The sequence below is a fragment of the Tistrella mobilis KA081020-065 genome, assembly GCF_000264455.2.
Lineage (GTDB): Bacteria > Pseudomonadota > Alphaproteobacteria > Tistrellales > Tistrellaceae > Tistrella > Tistrella mobilis.
The window spans coordinates 479542-499716 of record NC_017957.2 but is presented as its reverse complement, the minus strand read 5'-3'; the positions used below and the strand labels follow the sequence as shown (position 1 = coordinate 499716).

Sequence of the window (20175 nt, the reverse complement as noted above, 5' to 3'; positions counted from 1 at the left end):
GTGCAATAATTGAATGCCTTGCACCTCACGGCTACAGAGCGCACCTGATGCCGACCGATCGACATCCCCCGCGGGCGGAGCATATCCTTTTCGGCCACACCCTTGCCGAGTTGCGCGCGCTGGTGCAGGACGGCATCGACAGCGGCCCCGCAACCCCCTTCGATCCGGAGAACATCAGCCACGAGGGGCGACGGCTGCTGAAGGCCCGGCTGCTCAGGGCCCGACACGATTGACCATGCGGTCACCGTACCACAGGCGCACAGGCCTTCTGAACCTTTGGCTTTATGTCGGCAACGAGGCTACGGGAGCGGCAGATGCCCTTGTCAACGGCATCCATCGGCGCCTGGATCGGCTGACGCGCTCTCTTCTTCAGGCAGGCGGGGCATTGCGCAGCCCGTTGGCTGACGGGTCGCCGTTTGCCTTACTATAGACACGCCACGACATCCATATTCAGAGTCATGACATGCGGGCATGCGACAGATCTGTGCTTGAGATCTGTGACTGGAGGGAGGCGATGATGACGCACACTGCCGTCAGGATGGACAAGGACCTGAAGGACCGTCTGGACCGCCTCGCCTCGGCCCGTCGGCAGCCGGCCGAAGACATCGTGCGTGAGGCCGTGGCCGACTATGTCGATCGGGCCGAGAAGCGAGATGCCTTCCATCAGGATGCCCGGCACGCCTGGGACCGTTATCAGCGCACAGGCCTGCATCTGACCGCAGAGGAAGCCGATGCCTGGCTCGCCCGCCTTCAAGTCGGTGAAGATCCGGAGCCGCCGGCGTGCCACGATTGATTACGACGCTGTCTCGCCACATGATCGCCGATAGCGGCAGCCCCAGCTGTTCAGGCGATCCGAACCGGCGCGAAGATCCTCGCCCGGCATCCGGGATGCTGACCGGCCCGTTGAGCCTGATACCAGCGCTATTGCCGACCTGCCCAGGCCATTCCTCGCATTCTGCCTTGGAATGGCCCATATCCCTTAAATATTTCGACCATCGCTTTATCACATCCAGATCACAGCCTTGCATATATTAAGGGAATTCTCGACGCAAGAATCCGAACATAAGAAGACAGAATGATGCGGATATTGAGATATATCGGGGGTCTGATTGCTCTTTTGCTGATCGGACTCATTGGGTATGGCGCCAGGGGATACTGGGATGCGCGATCGGATGCCGGGGGTTTGCGTGCTCGTGCCGACGCGCTGATTGCTCAAGGCCGCGGGGGCAACGCCTTGGGGACAGCCCATCTGGCTATCCTGCTCGCCGTCGAAGACCCGAATTTCACGACACATTCCGGCGTCGATTTCTCGACTCCGGGCGCCGGCCTGACCACCATCACCCAATCCGCAGCCAAGCGGCTCGCCTTTGAAGAATTTCGACCCGGCATCGGCAAGATCCGCCAGACCGGTTATGCGCTTGGGCTGGAGAGCCGTCTGTCCAAGGAGCAGATCCTCGCCCTGTGGCTGGCGACGCTGGAAATGGGCAACGGCCCCGATGGCTGGATGGTCGGCTTCCATTCGGCAAGCTCGACGATCTATGGGCGGCCTCCAGCCGAACTGACCGACGCCGAATTTATCCGGCTGGTCGCTGTACTGATAGCGCCGGCATCCTATGATCTCACCCAAAACGACGTCAGGCTGGACGAACGCGCCGCCCGCATTCGGCGTCTGGCAGCCGGAGCCTGTGCGCCTCTGGGCTTTTCCGATGTCTGGCTCGACGGGTGCCGGCAGGGGTCGAAAGCGCCGAAGACGGGCAGCGAGGCCTTCGGTTCGACGTCGCGGATCCTCGCCCGCCTCGACGACCCGCGCCCCTGCGGAACGGCCGCAATCGGCAATCAGGGGTAAACCTGAACATTCGTGCGAAGGACCGGCGCCCCCGTATTCGCCGGCCCTCCGCCCCGATGCGGTCAGCTGAAGATGCCTCCGTCAGTGGTGCCATCGGAGCCGGCAAGGGTCTCTGCCGCATCCAGCATGTCCAGCTTCGGGCTGCGCCAGGCCGGCCGCGCGGCGGCGGCCGCCATCGTTTCAATCCCCTTGTCTTCGACAATCGTATTCATCACTTGATGAGCTTTCCAGTTCGGGGCAACGCCCTGCGATTTTCACATCTGTATTCTACGGAATTCAACAGTCGGACGCCATGGTCTTCCGGGTCGGAGGGCGCCGGCACATCTGCCGGCGCGGCGCCATGTCGCACTCACGCCCGCCTCTGATCGGCCCGCCCCTGATCGGCCCGCCTCTGATTCGCCCCTTCCCCGCAGCCACTGAACGCAAGACGCGCCGCCCCCGGGCCCGATAGGCTGTGGTCCGGGCGGTTGCCGGCTGCATCCCCCAATGCTCTCCTCCCGAGGCCGGCGACCGCCCCCGCAGGACCAGACCAGACACGACCATTCCATCCGCACGGCAGAGGTGCCCGGCCCATGACGCAGATAACGTCCTCCATCTCGACCGGAGCCGAGAGCTTCCAGGCGAACCGCCGGGACATGACGGCGCTGATCGACCGCGTCCGGGCGCTGGAGGCACGGACGCGGGCGGCCTCTGCCCGGTCGAAGCCGCGGTTCGAGAAGCGCCATCAGCTGCTGCCGCGCGAACGGGTCGCCCTGCTGCTGGATCCGGGCACGCCCTTCGTCGAGCTGTCGACCTTGGCCGGCTATCTGATGGACAGCACCGACCCCGAGAAGAGCATTCCGGGCGGCGGCGTCATCGCCGGCATCGGTTTCGTCTCGGGCGTGCGGGTGATGGTGTCGGCCTCCGACAGCGGCATCGATGCCGGCGCGCTGCAGCCCATGGGCCTGGCCAAGCAGCTGCGCGCCCAGGAACTGGCGCTGGAAAACAAGCTGCCCTATGTCCAGCTGGTCGAAAGCGCCGGCGCCAATCTGATGAACTACCGCGTGGAGGATTTCGTCCATGGCGGCAGCATGTTCCGCAACCTGGCCCGGTTGTCGGCCGCGGGTCTGCCGGTGGTGACCGTCACCCATGGCTCGTCGACGGCCGGCGGCGCCTATCAGACCGGGCTGTCGGACTATATCGTCATGGTCCGCGACCGCACCCGCGCCTTTCTGGCCGGCCCGCCGCTGCTGAAGGCCGCGACCGGCGAGATCGCGACCGAAGAGGAGCTGGGCGGTGCGGTGATGCACACCAGCATTTCGGGCCTCGGCGACTATCTGGCCGAGGACGACCGCCATGCCATCGCCATCGCCCGCGACATCGTGGCGGGGCTGGACTGGGATGCGGGCCTGGTGCGCGCCGCACCGGAACAGGCCCCGCTGCCGCCGCGCCTCGATCCGGAAGAGCTGGTCGGGCTGATGCCGGTCGACCACAAGCGGCCGGTGGACATGAAGCAGGTCATCGCCCGGATCGTCGACGACAGCGACTTCCTGGAATTCGGCGAGCGCTATGGCCCTGCCACCGTCTGCGGCCATGCCCGGATCGAGGGTTTCGCGGTCGGCATCATCACCAATAACGGCCCGATCGACCCGGCCGGCGCCAACAAGGCGACCCATTTCATCCAGGCCTGCTGCCAGTCGGAAACCCCGATCATCTACCTCAACAACACCACCGGCTATATGGTCGGCCGCGCCTATGAAGAGGCCGGCATGATCAAGCACGGCTCCAAGATGATCCAGGCGGTGACCAGCGCCACCGTGCCGCAGATCACCATCTATTGCGGCGCATCCTTCGGTGCCGGCAATTACGGTATGTGCGGCCGCGGCTTCCACCCGCGTTTCTGCTTCTCGTGGCCCAATGCCCGCACCGCGGTGATGGGCGGCGAGCAGGCGGCCCAAACCATGGCGATCGTCACGGCCGCGGCCGCGAAGCGCAAGGGCGTGGAGCCGGATCAGGCCCAGCTGGATGCCCTTCAGAAGCGGATCATCGACATCTTCGACGGCCAGATGAGCGTCTTCGCCACCAGCTCCCGCCTGCTGGACGACGGCGTGATCGACCCGCGCGACACCCGCGCGGTGCTGGCCGAGGTGCTGGCGATCTGCCGCGAGGCCGAGGCCCGCCAGCCCCGCCGGATGCAGTTCTCGGTCGCCAGGCCGTGACCGGTGGGCCGCGGCGCGCCTGCATGATGCGCCTGCGGCCTGCCCCACCCCTTCCCGTCTTCCGTCAGAGTGTCAGGGTCATGGCCGAACCTACCCCCTTCTCCACCATCCTCATCGCCAATCGCGGCGAGATCGCCCGCCGGGTGATCCGCACCGCCCGCCGCCTGGGCTATCGCACGGTCGCGGTCTATTCAGATGCCGATGCCGGCGCCGCCCATGTCCGCGAGGCCGACCGGGCGGTGCGCATCGGCGAAGCCGCACCCGCCGCCTCGTATCTCAAGATCGACGCGATCATCGCCGCCGCCAAAGCCAGCGGCGCCGATGCCATCCATCCGGGCTATGGCTTCCTGGCCGAGAATGCCGCTTTCGCCAGCGCCTGCGCCGAGGCCGGGATCGTGTTCATCGGCCCCTCGCCCGCCGCCATCATCGCCATGGGCGACAAGGCCGGCGCCAAGCGGGTGATGGAAGCGGCCGGCGTGCCCTGCGTGCCCGGCTATCAGGGCGAAGACCAGGACGAGGCCCGGCTCGCCGCCGAGGCCGGCCGGATCGGCTTTCCGGTGATGATCAAGGCCACCGCCGGTGGCGGCGGCCGCGGCATGCGGCTGGTCGAGAACGCCGCCGATTTTCCCGCCGCGCTGAAAAGTGCGCGATCGGAAGCGCAGAGCGCCTTCGGCAACCCGGATGTGATCATCGAAAAGGCGATCCTGTCGCCGCGCCATGTCGAGATCCAGGTCATCGCCGACCGTCATGGCAATGTGCTGCATCTGGGTGAGCGCGACTGCTCGGTTCAGCGCCGCCATCAGAAGGTGATCGAAGAGGCGCCCTCGCCCGCGGTCGACGAAGATCTGCGCGCACGGATGGGCGAGACCGCCGTCCAGGCCGCCCGGGCCATCGGCTATGAGGGCGCCGGCACGCTCGAATTCCTGCTCGACGCCCGGGGCCGCTATTACTTCATGGAGATGAACACCCGGCTGCAGGTGGAGCATCCCGTCACCGAGGCCGTTACCGGGCTCGACCTGGTCGAACTGCAGCTGATCGCCGCCTCAGGCGCAGCGCTGCCGATCACCCAGGCCCAGGTGCAGGTGCGGGGCCATGCGATCGAGGTCCGGCTCTGTGCCGAGGATCCGGCGAAGGGCTTCATGCCCCAGAGCGGCCGCTTCCGGGCCTGGGAGCCGACGGCGGCGCTGCGGGTCGACCATGCGCTGGGCGGCGACCCGGAAATCTCGCCCTATTACGACTCGATGATCGCCAAGGTCATCGCCCATGGCGCCAGCCGCGCCGATGCCTGCCGCAAGCTGATCCACGGGCTGGAAGACACGGTGGCGCTGGGCATCGCCACCAATCAGGGCTTCCTGGCCGCCTGTCTGGCCCATCCGGTCTTCGCAGCCGGCCAGGCGACCACCGCCTTCATCGGCACCCATGGCGACGAGCTGCTGGCCCGCGACGCCTTGGCCGATCGCCGCGCCGCCGCGGTTGCGGCCCTGCTGCTCCACGGCATTGCCGGCGACGGGCGGAAGGTCGCCGGCCGCAGCCTGGCCCATACCCTGCCCGTGCCGGTGCTGCTTGCCATCGACGGCACTGCCGCGGCCGTCTCCATCGCCCGGTCCGGCCCCGGCCAGTTCACCGCCGAGGTCGATGGCGAGACGGTGGCGCTGGCGCCGGTCGAGCTTGTGCCCGAAGCCGATGGCGTGGCCGGCGCGCTGGTCGCCGCCATCGACGGCACCACCACCCGGCTGCGCTTCGCCCGCGACGGCCATGTGCTGCATCTGCATCTGGACGGCCGGCCGGTCCGGATCGACGACCGCTCGTTCGAACCGGCCCATCGCGCCGGGGAGGCCGCCGGTGACGGCCGGATCCGGGCGGCGATGAACGGCCGCGTGGTCGCGGTTCTGGCCGCCATCGGCGACGAGGTCGAACCCGGCCGGCCGCTGGTGACGCTGGAGGCGATGAAGATGGAGCATGTGCACAAGGCCGACCTCGCCGGCCGGATCACCGCCGTCACCGTCGGCGAAGGCGACCAGGTCGGCGCCGGCCAGATCCTGGTCGAGATCGAGGCCCCGGCTGCGGCAGGCTGAACCGGCCCGGCTGCCGCAGGCTGAACCAGACGGAGACGCCCCCCATGAACCTCCTGCGCTCCCCCTATCTCTCCCCCGATCATCTGGAGTGGCAGGACACGCTCCGCCGCTGGGTGGCGCGGGAGATCACCCCCTTCGTCAACGACTGGGACGAGGCGGGCGAATTCCCCCGCGACCTCTACCTGAAGGCGGCGGAGATCGGGCTGCTCGGCCTCGGCTATCCGGAAGCGTATGGCGGCATCCCGGCCGACCGGTTCATGGCCATGATCGCCGGCCGGGAACTGGCGCGCTGCGGGGCGGGCGGCGTGCCCGCCAGCCTGCTCAGTCACACCATCGGCGCGCCGCCGATCCTGAAGGCGGGCTCGGACGCGCTGAAGGCCCGGGTGCTGCCGGGCATTCTGGCGGGCGAGAAAATCTCGGCGCTGGCGATCACCGAACCGAATGGCGGCTCCGACGTCGCCAGCATCCGCACGAAGGCGCGGCGCGAGGGCGACCATTACGTGGTCAGCGGCGAGAAGACCTTCATCACATCGGGCATGCGCGCCGATTATTACACGGTCGCGGTGCGCACCGGCGGCCCCGGCCGCGACGGTATCAGCCTGATGGTGATCGAGGCGGGAAGCCCCGGCTTCGCCCGCACGCCGCTGAAGAAGATGGGCTGGTGGGCATCGGATACCGCGACGCTGCATTTCGACGAGGTGCGGGTGCCGGTCGCCAATCTGATCGGCGAGGAAGGCTCAGCCTTCCGGACCATCATGCTGAATTTCAACGACGAGCGGATTTCGCTCGCCACCACCGCCTGCGCCTTCGCCCGGGTCTGCGTCGACGAGGCGGCCGCCTATGCCCGCGAGCGCACCACCTTCGGCAAGCCTTTGTCCGGCCATCAGGTCATCCGCCACAAGCTGGTCGACATGGCCCAGCGTGTGGAAGTGACCGAAGCCTTCATCGAAAGACTGGTCTGGGCGCTGGAAGCCGGCGACAATCCGGTTGCCCAGATCTGCATGGCCAAGAACCAGGCCACGCAGACCATGGCGTATTGTGCCTCGGAAGCCGTGCAGATCTTCGGCGGCGCCGGCTATATGCGCGGGGCGGCGGTGGAGCGGATCTACCGCGAAGTGAAGGTGAATGCCATCGGCGGCGGCGCCGAGGAAATCATGAAGGATCTGGCGAGCCGGCAGATGGGGCTGTAAGCCCCGCAGTCGTCTACGCCGGACGGACAGCACCCGGGAGGATCAGACGCCTTGCTGACGCTTTATCACTGCCACGACGCCCGTTCCTTCCGCCCGCTCTGGACGCTGGAGGAGCTGGCGGTGGAGACCGGCGGCCCGGCCTATGAGCTGAAGATGTTGCCCTTCCCGCCCCGGGTGTTCCAGAAGAGCTATCTGGAGATCAACCCGCTCGGCACCATCCCGGCCCTGTTCGACGAGGGTAAGCGGATGACCGAATCGGCGGCGATCTGCCAGTATCTCGTCACCCGCTATGGCCCGACCAGCCTGGCGGTGTCGCCGGACGAGGCCGATTACGGCCCCTTCCTCAACTTCCTGCATTTCGGCGAGGCGACACTGACCTTTCCGCAGACCCTGGTGCTGCGCTATCGCTTCTTCGAACCCGACGAGCGCAAGCTGCCCCAGGCCGCGGACGACTATGCCAAATGGTTCCTGGCCCGGCTGCGGCTGATCGAGCAGATGACCGGCGAACAGGAATATCTCTGCGCCGACCGCTTCACCGCCGCCGACATCTCGGTCGGCTATGCCATCCTGCTTGCCCATTCGGTGGGGCTCGCCGGGGAACTCGGCCCCAATGTCCGGGCCTATTGGGAGCGGCTGTCGGGGCGCGAGGGCTTTAAGCGCGCCAAGGCGGTGCAGCTGAAAGCGGCCGAAGAGCAGGGTGTGCCGGTGCCGAAGATCGGGGTGGCGAAGTAGCCCCGGAACGAACGAGACGCCGAAACGAATGAGACGGGCGGCCGGGTTTTAGAGACGCAGTGAAAAGTCCGGCCCGGCCATCCCCGCTATGCTGCAGACATGACTGCACGCCAGCGGAAGACTGTCCCGATGTCCGACACACCTGCCGCCACCGACACCGATGCCCTGCACCGCCTGGCCCGGCTGCTGAACCATGCCGCCCACGATCCGGAGCTGCATGGGCGCCTGCTGGCCGATCCGCGCGCCGCACTGGCCGAAGCCGGCCTGCCGGTCGACGATTCCGTCGAGGTGACGGCAGAGATCACCCCGCCCGCCCGGGCCGCGGCGGTGGCGGGCCGCACCACCCCCGACCGTCTGGTCCTGCCGGTGCCGCCGCTGGTCGACGGCCGCGAGCTGAGCGATGCCGATCTGGACGGCGTCTCCGGTGGCGGCGCGCTCGCCAATTTCTTCGGCAGCCTGTTCGGGGCCGCACGGGCAGCCTTCAACCAGATTTTTTTACCGGAAGGTCGACATAGCCGGGGCGGTCGCCCAGCACAATGCCGATGCGCAGGCCGCCCAGGGCGGGGGCTGACGCGCGCCCGAAGCGCCGGCCGCTTCGCGCCGGATTGAGACGCCCGGCACGTTAGTCGAGACGCAGCGTCAGGTCGGGCCGCGCGCCCCATTGCTATTCTTGTCGCCTGGACATGCATGCAGGCCGGGAGATCCCTCATGGCAGACACCCTTCACCCCACCGTGCCGGACGCCCGTCAGGCCGAGATCCTGGGACAGCTGGCCGGGCTGCTTGAAGCCGCCGGCCGCGATCCGGATCTGCATGGTCGGCTGCGCACCGCCCCGCGGGCGGTCCTGGCCGAGGCCGGCCTGCCGATCGCCGAGGGGGTAGAGGTTACGACCGAGGTGACCTTCCCCGCCGGTTTTGCCGCCGTGCTCGCCCGCACCACGCCGTCATGCCTGGTGCTGCCCCTGCCGCCGCTGTCGGACGGCGAGTTGAGCGATGCGGATCTGGAGGCCGTGGCCGGCAGCGGTGCGGCCGGCCGGTTCATGGCCCATCTGATGGCCATGGGCGCCGGCGTGCTGTTCGCCGTCGGGCTGTTCACAGGCCATTCCGTCAAGGGGGCGGCGGCCAAGACGATCAACGACATCTCCGCCGTCTACAACTCGTAGCGGCGCCCCCCTCCCCGGGCTCCTCCGTCCCGACCCCCCTTCTTTCCGATACGACGCCCGGAGCCCCCCAATGGCCGCCCCGCATCACGCCCCCGTACCGGCCGCGCCGCAGGCCGCGACGCTTGAAGATCTGGCCCGGCTGCTGGCGGCGGCCAGCCGCGATGCAGCACATCATCACCGCCTCCTGGCCGACCCGAAGGCCGAGCTGACCCGCGCCGGTTTCATCCTGGCCGAGGGCGTGCAGGTCACCGCCGAAATCACCGCCCCCGCAGAGGCCGCCGCCGTCGCGGCGCGCAGCACCGTCGACCATCTGGTCCTGCCGGTGCCGCCGCTTGCCGGCACGGATAGTTTGAGCGATGCCGATCTGGAGGGGGTGGCCGGCGGGGTCGGCCTCTTCGGGTCCCTGCTCTCCACCCTGATGCCGGTGATGGGGTCGGTTGTCGGCAAGTTGTTCGGAAGCCGCTGACAGGGCGCGCAGCCTTGCGCGCACGCCCTTGCACTGACGGGGGGTATGACGGACAATCGGGCAAATTGAAACGAACGTCTGATTGACGAGGAAACGCCCCGATGTCCGCCTCCCGCCCCGCCGCCGTCACGCCGCCGGACTTCACCACCCTGACCGTCACGCTGGAGAATGCCGTCGCCCGCGTGACGCTGAACCGGCCGGACAAGGCCAACGCCATGAACGCGCCGATGTGGGTGGAGCTGAAGGCGGCGATGGAATGGCTGGACGAGACTCCGCAAGCGCGCGTGGGCATCATCACCGGCGCCGGGCGCTTCTTCACCGCCGGCATCGATCTGGCCATGCTGGGCGCGATGAAGGACGAGGTGGCCGACGGCTGCGACGGAAGGCGGGGTGAAAAGCTCCGCCGCCAGATCCTGGACATTCAGGACACCGTCACCTCGGTCGAACGCTGCCGCAAGCCGGTGATCGCGGCCGTCAACGGCCCCTGCGTCGGCGGCGGCATCGACCTGATCACCGCCTGCGACATGCGCTATGCCGCCGAAGACGCCTGGTTCTCGGTCAAAGAGGTCGATATGGGCCTGGCGGCGGATGTCGGCACCCTGCAGCGCCTGCCCAAGATCGTGGGCGAAGGCATGGCGCGCGAGCTGGCCTATACCGCCCGCAAGGTGACCGCGGCGGAAGCCGAGGCCATGCAGCTGATCAACCGCCGCTTCCCCACCGTCGACGCACTGAACGAGGGCGTGCAGGCGATCGCGGCCGGGATCGCCGCCAAATCGCCGCTCGCCATCCGCGGCACCAAGGAGATGATCACCTATGTCCGCGACCATTCCGTCGCCGACGGGCTGAACTACATCGCCACCTGGAACGCCGCCATGCTGCTGTCGGACGACCTGACCGAAGCGATGACCGCCTTCTTCGAAAAGCGGCCGGCCAGCTTCCGCGACTGAACGTGCCAAAGGTTACGCCGTGGCCCGCCGCAGAATGACCAGCGCGGCCAGGACCGCGATCCCGGCCACGGTTGCAAAGGCGGCGGCGAAGCCCGCCGCCTCCAGCACCAGGGCGAAGAGACCGGGGCCGGCCACCGCGCCGGCATAAGCGACCGCCGTGGAGGCGCCGGAGATTTCCGCCGCCCGCTCCCGGGGCGCCGCCTGGGCGAGTGCCGCCAGCACCACCCCGTTCCAGCCGAGTGCGGAGGCGCCGTAGAGCAACACCACCGCGGTGACGATGATCCCCGGCCAGCCGGGGGACATCGCCGCGGTGAGCCCGGCCGCCAGCGCGATCACCAGACCGATCAACCCGACCATGACCAGCCGCGAGGGCAGAAGATCCGACATCATGCCCAGCACCAGCCGGGCACCGATGCCGACCGCCTGGGCTGCCGCCAGCAGGGCGCCCGCCTCCACTGCTGCCATCCCCATCGGCCCCATCAGGAAGGCGACCAGAAAGGCGGCAAGGCAGCTCTGCGCCCCCAGATAGACGACCGAGGCGAGCGAGAGCGGCGCCACCGCCCGATCGGTCAGGACATGGGCCAGATTGGCCACGAGACCTGAGACAAGAGACCGCCCCATCCGCCCTCCGGAGGGGGGCGGACGGCGGATGGGACGGTCGAGGAACCGCCCCGCCCCAAGGGCGAGGGCGGCTGCCAGGGCGGCACCGGCAATGCCGGCCAGCGACAGATGCCAGCCGAAAGCCTGGCCGGTCCGGGGGAGGATGAGGCCGGCCAGCGCAATGCCGCCCGGCACACCGGTGCGGTTGATGGAAAAGGCGAGCCCGAAACGGCGCACGGGCACGGTGAAACTCAGCAGCAACGATCCGGCGGGCGTCACCGGGCCATAGCCGATGCCGATCAGCACCGCCCCGCCGATCAGCGCCGGCAGGCTGCCGATCTGGCAGAGCAGCACGCCGGCCGCACAGGCGAAGAGCGCGATCTGGATGGCGGTCACCGGCCCGATGCGCTGGATCAGATGGCCGGTGGACAAAGAGGTGAGGGCCGCGCTCGCATAGAGAACCGCGGTGAACGAGCCGATTACCGCCGCGGCATCGGCGCCGGCGATCATCGGCATCAGCACCGGCACCGATGCCGCCGACAGCGACAGCACGGTATGGGCGATCAGCGTCACCAGCAGCGGCGGCAGCATCGCGGACAAGGCTCAGCCCCCCAGATACTGCGACAGCAGCCGGCGCATCTCCGCCAGGATCATCTCCTGCCCCCGCTCCAGCCGGTCGGTGGGGCCGCCGATGCCGATCGCCATCGGCTTGTAGCCGGGCGGAACCGGCATCGGCAGCGCGATGACGCTCGCCCCGGACGAGATCAGATTATGGGCGAAGGAATAGCCGTCGCGCCGGATCGCATGCACCGCGTCAAGCGTTGTCGCGACATCGAAACGCCGGTCACCCGCTGCCGCCTCGGCATTGATCCGGCGGACGATCCGCTCAATCTCGTCATCGGGCTTGGCCGCCAGCAGCACCCGGCCCAGATTGGTCGCGGGCAAGGGCCGCTTCGTGCCCGGCCGCAATGCATAACGCAGATCCTGCTCGGACTGCACCACATGGATGTATTCCGACCAGACACCGTTCTCCACCGCCAGAATGACCGCATCGGCCGTGGCGCGGGCCATCTCGACCATCATCTCGTCGACGCTGCCTTCGGTCGCGAATTCCTCGTTCAGCCAGGCCCCGAGCAGGGCCACGCGCAGGGTCGGCCGGAAGGCCTTGGCCTCGGCATCGAAGCTGACATAGCCCATGGCGGTGAGCGTCTTCAGCAGCATCGAGGTACTGGATTGCGGAATGCCCATGGCCTGGGCGATCTCGGACACCCGCATCGGCCGGCGATGTTCGGCGAAGACCTGAAGCAGGCCAAGCACCCGGCCCGCGGATTTGACGACACCATCGCCTTCGGCCATGGATGAGGCTCCCCCTTCAGGATGATGCGGTGGCGCAGGCAGGGGCATGCCGACCGGCATGCCCCGCCCGCATCACATCCCGATCATCTCCGCCTTGTCGATCACGTTCTGCAGGATGCGGATCGAGGCGACATCGACCATCACCCCGTCCACCTGCACCGCACCCTCGCCACGGGCCTGGGCCTCGGCATAGGCGGCGGCGAGTTTGCGCGCTCGGGTGACAGCCTCGGCGGAGGGAGAGAAGACCTCCAGCGCCGGCTCGATCTGGGCCGGATGGATCGCCCATTTGCCGACGCAGCCCAGGGTCATCGCCCGGCGGCATTCCTCGCGATAGGCCTCCGGGTTGCGGAAATCGGCAAAGGGGCCGTCGACCGCATCCAGCCCATGGGCGCGGGCGGCGATCGCCAGCCGGTAGCGCGGATAATGCCAGATGTCGCCCGGATAGCCCGAGGGGCCGAAGGCACTGCCGATATCGATGCCCTGCGAGGCCGAATAGTCGCCCATGCCGAAGATCAGGCATTCCAGGCGCGGCGAGGCGGCGGCGATGGCATCGATGTTCATCATGCCCTCCACCTCCTCGATCAGCACCTCGACCCCGATCCGGCGGGTGAGGCCGAGCTTGCGCTCGATCTGGCCGAGCAGGATGTCGATCCACATCACGTCATGCGCGGTCTTCACCTTCGGCACCATGATGGTGTCGAGATGCGCGCCCGCGCCCTCGACCACGGTGATCACGTCCTCATAGGCATATTCGGTGCCGAGGTCGTTGATCCGCACGCAGCGCGTCTTGTTTCCCCAGTCGAGGTCGCGCAGCGCGGTCACGATCTTCGACCGTGCCGCCACCTTGGCATTGGGTGCCACCGCGTCTTCCAGATCCAGAAAGACATGGTCGGCGGCCGAGCCTGCCGCCTTGGCCATCATCTTTTCGCTGCTGCCGGGCACGCTCAGCTGGCTGCGGCGCAGGCGGCGGGGGCGGGTCTTCAGGCTGTCGGTCATGATGTCTGGTCCTGGTTCGAGGTCTTCTGAAGGGAGGGCGCGGCGCGTGTGAATTCGGCGCGGATATCGTCGGCATGCTCGTCGAGCAGCGGCGCCCGGGCGCGCACCCGGCCCTGGGTCAGGGTCATGCGCAGCGGCACGCCGGCAATCATGCCCCGGCGGGCGGAGCCCGGATGGTCGACCGGCTGGAGCATTTCGCGCACCGCGACATGGGGGTCGGCAAAGATGTCGGCGGCATCGTTGACCGGGCCGAACGGCACCAGCCCGCCAAGCGCTGCGCCGAGTTCCGCCTTGCTGCGGGTCGTGGTCCAGGCGGTCACCGCCTCGATCACCTCGGCGCGATGCACCACCCGGTCGTTGTTGAGCGCATAGCGCGGATCGGTGCCAAGCTCGGGCCGGCCCATGGCGGTGCAGAGGTCGCGCCAGAACCGGTCCTGCGGACAGGCGATCGACACCCAGCCGTCGGCCGCGCGGAACAGGCCGAAGGGACAGAGCAGCGGGTGGCCGTTGCCTTCCGGATGCGGCACCACGCCGGCATAGGAATGCTGGAAGGCGATGCGTTCGCACAGCGCCAGAATGGCGTCGTACATGGCGATGTCGACGAACTGGCCCTTTCCGGTGCGGTCGGCATGGCGCACCGCCGCCAGGATGCCGAAGGCGAGCATGGTGGCCGGCACCGTGTCGCCGATGCCCGGCCCCACCTTCAGCGGCTGGTCGGGGGCGGGGCCGGTGATGCCCATCACCCCGCCCATCGCCTGGGCGACCACGTCATAGGCCGGCCAGTCGACATAGGGGCTGGCACCGGTGCGCGGATCGCCGAAGCCGCGCAGGCAGGCATAAACCAGCCGGGGATTGACCGCGGCCAGGGTCTCGTAGCCCAGGCCCAGCCGGTCCATCACCCCGGTGCGGAAGTTCTCCACCACCACATCGGCGCCTGCGACCAGCTTCAGGAAATCGGCCCGGCCGGCCGCGCTCTTCAGGTCGAGCGCAATGCTGCGCTTGTTGCGGTTGACGCTCTGGAAATAGCCGCCGAAGGCGCGCAGTCCGTCATCGGGCATGAACGGGCCGACGGTGCGGGTATGGTCGCCCTCGGGCGGTTCCACCTTGATCACGTCGGCGCCCTGATCGGCCAGCAGCATGGTGCAGAACGGCCCCGCCAGCATCACCGTCAGATCGATGACCTTCAGCCCGGCGAGCGCACCCGGAAGGCTGCCGCCCGGGGGGGTGCTCATTTCTCCCCCCAATGGCTGCGGCGCTTGATCAGCACCCGCCGCTCACCCTGGAAGACCAGCCTGTCGTCCTGATTGACGCCCCAATGGCGGAAGGTCACCACGCCGGCATCGTCGCGGTCGGCGGCGGCCTCCGCCGACAGCACCTCGCTATAGGCATAGAGCGTGTCGCCATGGACGACCGGATGGCGCAACCGGATCTTATCCATGCCGAGTTCGGCAACGGCATTGGCGGCGGTGTCCTGGGCGGCGAGGCCGATCACCATCGAGATGTTGATGCCGCCGAACACCACGCGCTGGCCGAAGATCTCGTTGCCCTTCATCAGATGCTCGTTGAAATGGCCCTCGGCGGTGTTCATCACCATGTTGGTGATCATCACGTTGTCCATCTCGGTGACGGTCTTGCCGCGGGCATGGCGGTAGACCTCGCCGGGGGTGAAATCCTCGAAATATTTCGAAGATGCGGTGAGCGTGCTCAACATGTCCGCCTCCTCAGCGTCCGAGCAGATGGTCGGAAATGATGCGCTGCTGGATCTCGGAGGTACCCTCGAAGATCTTGGTCAGCCGGGCGTCGCGCCAGTGGCGCTCCATGGCGTGCAGCTTGGTGTAGCCGGCGCCGCCCAGGATCTGCAGGCCCTGGCTGGTGACCCGCTCGGCCATTTCCGAGGCGAAATACTTCACCATCGCCGCCTCCTTGTCGCAGCGCCGGCCGCTGTCGATCTCGGTGCAGACGAAATACATCAGCTGGCGGGCGGCCTCGATCTCGGTCGCCATGGTCGCAAGCTTGAAGCGGATCGCCTGGAAATCGCCGATCGGCCGGCCGAACTGGATGCGCTCCTGCGCATAGGCGGTGGCATCTTCCAGCGCCGCGCGGGCAAGCCCGATGGCACGGGCGGCGGTATGGGCGCGGGCCTTCTCAAGCCCATGGGTCACGGCATAGAAGGCCTTGCCCTCTTCGCCCACCATGGCCGAAGCCGGTACCCGGCAGTCGTCGAAGGCCAGTTCCCAGGTCTTCCAGCCGAAATAGCCGATCTTGGGGATCGGGTTACCCTGGCAGCCGGGCGGCAGCTGGCCGCGCGGCTTGTCGACCAGGAAGATCGACAGCCCCTTGTGGCGACGCTTCGGGTCGACATCAGGGTCGGTGCGGGCAATGACGATGATGTAGTCGGCACCGTCGGCGAAGGTGCACCAGTATTTGTTGCCGGTGATCAGCCAGTCGTCGCCGTCGCGCCGCGCCCGGCAGCTGATATTGGCGACGTCCGATCCTGCATTCGGTTCCGACATCGAGAAGGCGCCGAGATACTGGCCCGAGGCGACCCGGGGCATGATCTCCGCCCGCTGCGCCTCGCTCATCGCATCGAAGCCGATCATGCCGTTACCGCGGGCGATGATGCTGGCCACACTCATCCAGGCCCGCGCCAGTTCCTCGGCCACCAGGCAGTATTCGAAACAGCCGAGGCCCAGACCGCCGTATTTCTCGTCGATGGTGATGCCGAAATAGCCCATCTCGGCCATCTTGTCGCGCAGCGCCATCGGGATGTCGCCCTGTTCGGGGTCCAGCCGGTTGGCGACCGGCAGCACCTCGCGCATCGCGAAATCGCGGGCAGATTGCTGGATCATCCGGCGGTCCTCGGTCATATAGCCGCCGGTTTCGGGACGCGTGCTCACTGCCGGTACCTCACGAGGTTGGAGCGCTGGAAGGTGACGACGGTCAGGCCCTCGGGCGTGAAGCCCTCGGTCGCCCAGCTCACGATGCCGTAGCCCTTGAACTTGTCCGACGGACGGCGGTCCAGCACCCGGCTGCGGGCGAGCAGCGTCTCGCCGACCCGGACCGGGCGCAGGAAGTTGAGGTCGTCGACGCCGAGGAACGGTCCACCGCCCTCGCTCAGATCCTCGACCGACAGGCCGAAGACGATGTTGAAGACCAGCAGCGGGTTGGCCACCAGCCCGTCATGGCCGTTGGCCCGGGCGAAAGCCTCGTTGAAATAGAGCGGGTTGTAATGAAGCGTCAGCGTGGTGAAGGCGATGTTGTCGCCCTCGGTCAGCGTGCGCCCCAGATGATGCTCGAACACCCGCCCCGGCTCGAAATCCTCGTAGCGGTTGCCGCGGGCGAGCAGGATCGCCCTCTCCCGGAAATCCCCGCTCTTGTCGGTGCTGTCACTCATATCGTTCGGTACTCCTTGGGGATAAGTCAGGCGGCGGCCAGAAGCCCGGCCAGGGTGCCGAGATCGGTGCGGGCATCCAGTTCACGCACCCGGCTCAGCACCTCGCGGCTGCGGGCCTCGCCCAGCACCGGCCGGGCAAGGCCGAGGAATTTGGCCGACAGCCGCTGCCATTGCCGGTCGAGATCGGCCGCCGGCACGCCGACATCGAAAGCGGCGCGGCGGGTGGCGCCGTCGGCAAGCTCGACCTCGATTTCAGACAGTGTGCTGCTCGGCGCCGCGCGCGGCTCGACCGTCACCGCATCGCGCAGCCGGACGAGATCGGGCCGGGCGGCGGTCGCATCGGCAAACAGCGCCTCGCGCGCGGTGTCTTCGCCGGCAAGGGCGAGCGCCGCAGTCATGCGCAGCGAGAACTTCATCTCCAGCCCCGTCGCCGGGGCCGGAATGTTGCAGACCCTGAGATGGCCGGGATCGACCCGGACCGTCACCCGCCGCACCGCCTCGGGGTCGATCCGGCCCAGGCTGTGCACCGCCTCGATCGCGGAATGGGTCAGGTAGCAGGCGGCATGATACTTGAAGAGGGTGTCGCGGATCATGAAGCCCGGCGCCGGGGCAAGCGCCGCCGCGGGATCCAGCCCGTCGGACTGGGTGTCGCCGAAGCCCTGGGCCGCGCCCAGGATGTCGGTATGGCTGGTGAAGCCGCGGGCGGCGAGCCGGGCCGCCGTCAGCCCGTTGGCCGCGGCGCGCCCGGCATGGAGCGGCTTGCTCATCGTGCCGAACACCGCCTTCAGCCCGGCGGCCTGGGTGCCGGCGATGCCGAAACCATGGGCCATGCGGTCCTCGTCAAGCCCCAGCAGCAGGGCCGAGGCCGCCATCGCACCGAAGGTGCCGACCGTGCCGGTGGCATGCCAGCCGCGGGCATAATGCGACGGTCCCATCAGCAGGCCTGTCCGGCAGGCGATCTCGAACCCGCCCACGATCGACCGGATCAGGGCGGCGCCGTCCCGGCCCTCTGCCAGGGCCAGGGCCCAGGCTGCCGGGATCACCGCCACGCTCGGATGGCCCTGCATCGCCAGATGGACGTCGTCATAATCCAGCGCATGGGACATGGCGCCGATGACGGTCACCGCCTGGGTCAGCGGCAGGGTCTCGGGCCGGCCGGGCAGCGGCAGATGGCCGTCGCCGCCCTCCTCACGTGCCGTCTCGACCAGAATGTCGACCAGCGGCTCATGCCGGCCGGCCAGCGACACACCGATCCAGTCGAGCAGGCATTGCCGGGCAACGGTCGCCGCCTCCTCGTCGATCGCTGCAGTGCCGAGCCCGGCCAGCAGGCGGGTGAACGCTCCGGTGATGCCGCCGGAACCATCGATCGAGGTCATCATCTCGTCTCCTCGACAGGGAATGGGATGAAGCTCAGCCGCCATAGACCAGGGTCGGCAGCCAGAGCGACAGGGCGGGCACATAGGTGATCAGCGCCAGATAGACCGCAAACAGGGCGATGAACGGCCAGATGCCGCGGATCACCTCGCCGATCGGCACCTTGGAAATGCTGGAGAGGACGTAGAGATTGAGCCCGACCGGCGGGGTCAGCAGCGCGATCTCCATGTTCACCACGATCACGATCGCGAAATGGACCGGGTCGATGCCGAGTGCCGTGACCACCGGCATCAGGATCGGTACCGCAATCAGGATGATCGAGGCCACCTCCAGGAACATGCCCAGCACCAGCAGCAGCAGGTTGATCGCCAGCAGGAACTGCCAGGCCGAGAGGTCGTTGCGGGTGACGAAATCGACGACCGCCGCCGGCACGCCGCTTTCCGTCACCCAATGGCCGAAGGCGAGCGCCATGGCGATGATCACCATGATGCTGGCGGCGGACCTGACCGCATGGCCCATCACTGCCGGCGCCTGGGCAAGGGTGAAGCCGCGATAGACGGTCATGCCCACCAGCATCGCCACCAGCGCCGCCAGCACCGCCGCCTCGGTCACGGTGACGAAGCCGCCATAGATGCCGACCGCCACGATCACCGGCACCGCGAAGGCCGGCAGGGCCTTCAGGTTGACCCGGACGAAGTCCGCCCGGCTCATCCGCGGCTCGGGCGGATAGCCCTTGCGGCGGGCGGTCCAGATCACGAACAGGATCAGCATCAGCGCCTGGAGCACGCCCGGCACCACGCCGGCCAGGAACAGCCGCGGCACCGATTCCTCGGCGATGATCGCGAACAGGATCAGGGGCAGGCTGGGCGGGATCAGGATGCCGAGCGTGCCCCCGGTGCCGATCAGCGCGGTGGAGAACGAGGCCGGATAGCCGCGCTGGATCATCGCCGGCACCAGGATCGTGCCCATGGCCAGCGCCGTGGCCACGCTCGACCCGGCGATGGCGGCAAAGATCGTGCAGCCGGCCACCGCCACAACGCCCAGGCCGCCGGGCAGGCGGCCCATCCAGGCGGCGGAAACGTCGATCAGGGCGCGGGCGATGCCGCCGCGCTGCATGAACACCGCCGCCATGCCGAAGAAGGGCAAGGCCATCAGCAGCTCGGAATTCAGCTCGTCCAGTACCTTCTGGGCAAGCAGCAGCAGAGAGGATCCGTCGGCCGCCAGCAGTACCGCGGCGGTCAGCCCCAGCACCACGAAGATCGGCATGCCGGCGCCGAGGAAGACGAAGAACAGTCCGAACAGCGCCTGGCTCACAGATGGCCTCCCCCATCCAGCACGTCCTGCCCGGCAACGGATCCGGTGATCAGGCCGGCCAGGCGGGCGAGATAGCGCAGCGCCATCAGCGCCGCCCCCACCGGCAGGGCCAGGTAGTAGATCCACATCGGAAACTGCAATTCGCTGAGGCTGGTCTCGCCGATATCCCAGGCGTCGAACACGATCCGGCCGCCGAACCAGACCAGCAGGCCGCAGAGGGTGAGTGCCGCGAGCGTGTTGAAGCCTTCCACCACGCGCTGCATGCGCGGCGGCAGCAGGCGCAGCACCAGATCGGCACGGACATGGGCATTGCCCGCCACCAGCCCGCTGAAGCTCAGGCACGAGGCCCAGATGATCAGGTAGATGACCACCTCGTCGATCCAGTGGGTCGATGCGGGCGGGTAGAGATAGCGGCTGAGCAGCTGCCAGGTCGCAAGCAGCATCGCGATGGTCGCGACGAGCCCGACCAGCTCGTGTTCCACGAGCTTCAGAACGCGGTTCAAGGGCGCCTCCGGGCTGACGATCG

The 20175-nt window shown here is 68.0% G+C and carries 22 protein-coding genes; 11 read left to right on the top strand and 11 right to left on the bottom strand.

Annotated elements, in window-relative coordinates; genetic code table 11:
- The first annotated feature begins 47 nt into the window (after nt 1-47).
- From TMO_RS20115 to TMO_RS20105, 3 genes are all read left to right on the top strand, one after another.
- Nucleotides 48-233: a hypothetical protein gene (locus TMO_RS20115; protein ID WP_014747538.1), complete on the top strand. Its 186-nt coding sequence runs from the start codon at nt 48-50 to the stop codon at nt 231-233.
- Nucleotides 234-514: 281 nt separating this feature from the next.
- Nucleotides 515-793, top strand: a complete 279-nt coding sequence (locus TMO_RS20110) for a CopG family ribbon-helix-helix protein (RefSeq protein ID WP_051045553.1) — start codon at nt 515-517, stop codon at nt 791-793.
- Between the two features lie 282 nt (nt 794-1075).
- Complete coding sequence (locus TMO_RS20105) at nt 1076-1846, top strand: transglycosylase domain-containing protein (RefSeq protein WP_228382339.1); 771 nt, start codon at nt 1076-1078, stop codon at nt 1844-1846.
- A 62-nt stretch (nt 1847-1908) separates the two neighbouring features.
- Here the strand turns inward: TMO_RS20105 and TMO_RS31785 are convergent, their stop codons facing one another.
- Nucleotides 1909-2061 carry a hypothetical protein gene (locus tag TMO_RS31785; RefSeq protein ID WP_187297845.1) on the bottom strand — a complete coding sequence of 51 codons (153 nt, stop codon included), beginning with the start codon at nt 2059-2061 and terminating at the stop codon, nt 1909-1911.
- Nucleotides 2062-2418: 357 nt separating this feature from the next.
- Here TMO_RS31785 and TMO_RS20100 point away from each other — a divergent pair, with 357 nt between their 5' ends.
- The 8 genes from TMO_RS20100 to TMO_RS20065 all read left to right on the top strand — a co-directional run bounded on the left by TMO_RS20100 (nt 2419) and on the right by TMO_RS20065 (nt 10615).
- Nucleotides 2419-4044, top strand: coding sequence for an acyl-CoA carboxylase subunit beta (locus TMO_RS20100; protein WP_041606923.1), 1626 nt, complete (start codon nt 2419-2421; stop codon nt 4042-4044).
- Between the two features lie 80 nt (nt 4045-4124).
- A complete protein-coding gene (locus TMO_RS20095) occupies nt 4125-6119 on the top strand; it encodes an acetyl-CoA carboxylase biotin carboxylase subunit (protein ID WP_014747533.1) in 1995 nt (664 codons plus the stop codon).
- A 44-nt stretch (nt 6120-6163) separates the two neighbouring features.
- Nucleotides 6164-7309, top strand: a complete 1146-nt coding sequence (locus tag TMO_RS20090; protein WP_014747532.1) for an acyl-CoA dehydrogenase family protein — start codon at nt 6164-6166, stop codon at nt 7307-7309.
- Nucleotides 7310-7360: 51 nt separating this feature from the next.
- Nucleotides 7361-8041, top strand: a complete 681-nt coding sequence (locus tag TMO_RS20085) for a glutathione S-transferase family protein (RefSeq protein ID WP_014747531.1) — start codon at nt 7361-7363, stop codon at nt 8039-8041.
- A 129-nt stretch (nt 8042-8170) separates the two neighbouring features.
- Nucleotides 8171-8650 (top strand): hypothetical protein, encoded by a 480-nt coding sequence (locus TMO_RS20080; RefSeq protein WP_014747530.1) that lies wholly within the window; start codon nt 8171-8173, stop codon nt 8648-8650.
- A gap of 99 nt (nt 8651-8749) precedes the next feature.
- Nucleotides 8750-9202: a hypothetical protein gene (locus tag TMO_RS20075; RefSeq protein WP_014747529.1), complete on the top strand. Its 453-nt coding sequence runs from the start codon at nt 8750-8752 to the stop codon at nt 9200-9202.
- A 70-nt stretch (nt 9203-9272) separates the two neighbouring features.
- The gene (locus TMO_RS20070) at nt 9273-9668 is read left to right on the top strand and encodes a hypothetical protein (RefSeq protein WP_014747528.1); all 396 of its coding nucleotides are present in this window, start codon (nt 9273-9275) and stop codon (nt 9666-9668) included.
- Between the two features lie 101 nt (nt 9669-9769).
- Nucleotides 9770-10615: a crotonase/enoyl-CoA hydratase family protein gene (locus TMO_RS20065; RefSeq protein ID WP_014747527.1), complete on the top strand. Its 846-nt coding sequence runs from the start codon at nt 9770-9772 to the stop codon at nt 10613-10615.
- Between the two features lie 12 nt (nt 10616-10627).
- Here TMO_RS20065 and TMO_RS20060 read toward each other — a convergent pair whose 3' ends face one another.
- From TMO_RS20060 to TMO_RS20015, 10 genes are all read right to left on the bottom strand, one after another.
- Nucleotides 10628-11806 (bottom strand): MFS transporter, encoded by a 1179-nt coding sequence (locus TMO_RS20060; protein ID WP_014747526.1) that lies wholly within the window; start codon nt 11804-11806, stop codon nt 10628-10630.
- A 12-nt stretch (nt 11807-11818) separates the two neighbouring features.
- Entirely contained in the window at nt 11819-12571 is a 753-nt protein-coding gene (locus TMO_RS20055; protein WP_014747525.1) for an IclR family transcriptional regulator, read from the bottom strand.
- A gap of 72 nt (nt 12572-12643) precedes the next feature.
- Nucleotides 12644-13567 (bottom strand): HpcH/HpaI aldolase/citrate lyase family protein, encoded by a 924-nt coding sequence (locus TMO_RS20050; RefSeq protein ID WP_014747524.1) that lies wholly within the window; start codon nt 13565-13567, stop codon nt 12644-12646.
- Nucleotides 13564-14799 carry a CaiB/BaiF CoA transferase family protein gene (locus TMO_RS20045; RefSeq protein ID WP_014747523.1) on the bottom strand — a complete coding sequence of 412 codons (1236 nt, stop codon included), beginning with the start codon at nt 14797-14799 and terminating at the stop codon, nt 13564-13566. Before TMO_RS20045 ends, TMO_RS20050 begins: the two co-directional genes overlap by 4 nt.
- The gene (locus TMO_RS20040) at nt 14796-15278 is read right to left on the bottom strand and encodes a MaoC family dehydratase (protein ID WP_014747522.1); all 483 of its coding nucleotides are present in this window, start codon (nt 15276-15278) and stop codon (nt 14796-14798) included. Before TMO_RS20040 ends, TMO_RS20045 begins: the two co-directional genes overlap by 4 nt.
- Before the next feature lie 10 nt (nt 15279-15288).
- On the bottom strand, nt 15289-16434 hold the full coding sequence (locus tag TMO_RS20035) for an acyl-CoA dehydrogenase family protein (RefSeq protein ID WP_041607176.1): 1146 nt from the start codon (nt 16432-16434) through the stop codon (nt 15289-15291).
- A gap of 26 nt (nt 16435-16460) precedes the next feature.
- Nucleotides 16461-16961 (bottom strand): MaoC family dehydratase, encoded by a 501-nt coding sequence (locus TMO_RS20030; protein WP_014747520.1) that lies wholly within the window; start codon nt 16959-16961, stop codon nt 16461-16463.
- 26 nt (nt 16962-16987) lie between these two features.
- Nucleotides 16988-18340 carry an MmgE/PrpD family protein gene (locus TMO_RS20025; protein ID WP_014747519.1) on the bottom strand — a complete coding sequence of 451 codons (1353 nt, stop codon included), beginning with the start codon at nt 18338-18340 and terminating at the stop codon, nt 16988-16990.
- A gap of 31 nt (nt 18341-18371) precedes the next feature.
- Nucleotides 18372-19649, bottom strand: coding sequence for a TRAP transporter large permease (locus TMO_RS20020; protein WP_014747518.1), 1278 nt, complete (start codon nt 19647-19649; stop codon nt 18372-18374).
- Nucleotides 19646-20152, bottom strand: coding sequence for a TRAP transporter small permease (locus tag TMO_RS20015; RefSeq protein WP_014747517.1), 507 nt, complete (start codon nt 20150-20152; stop codon nt 19646-19648). Before TMO_RS20015 ends, TMO_RS20020 begins: the two co-directional genes overlap by 4 nt.
- Nucleotides 20153-20175 lie beyond the last annotated feature (23 nt).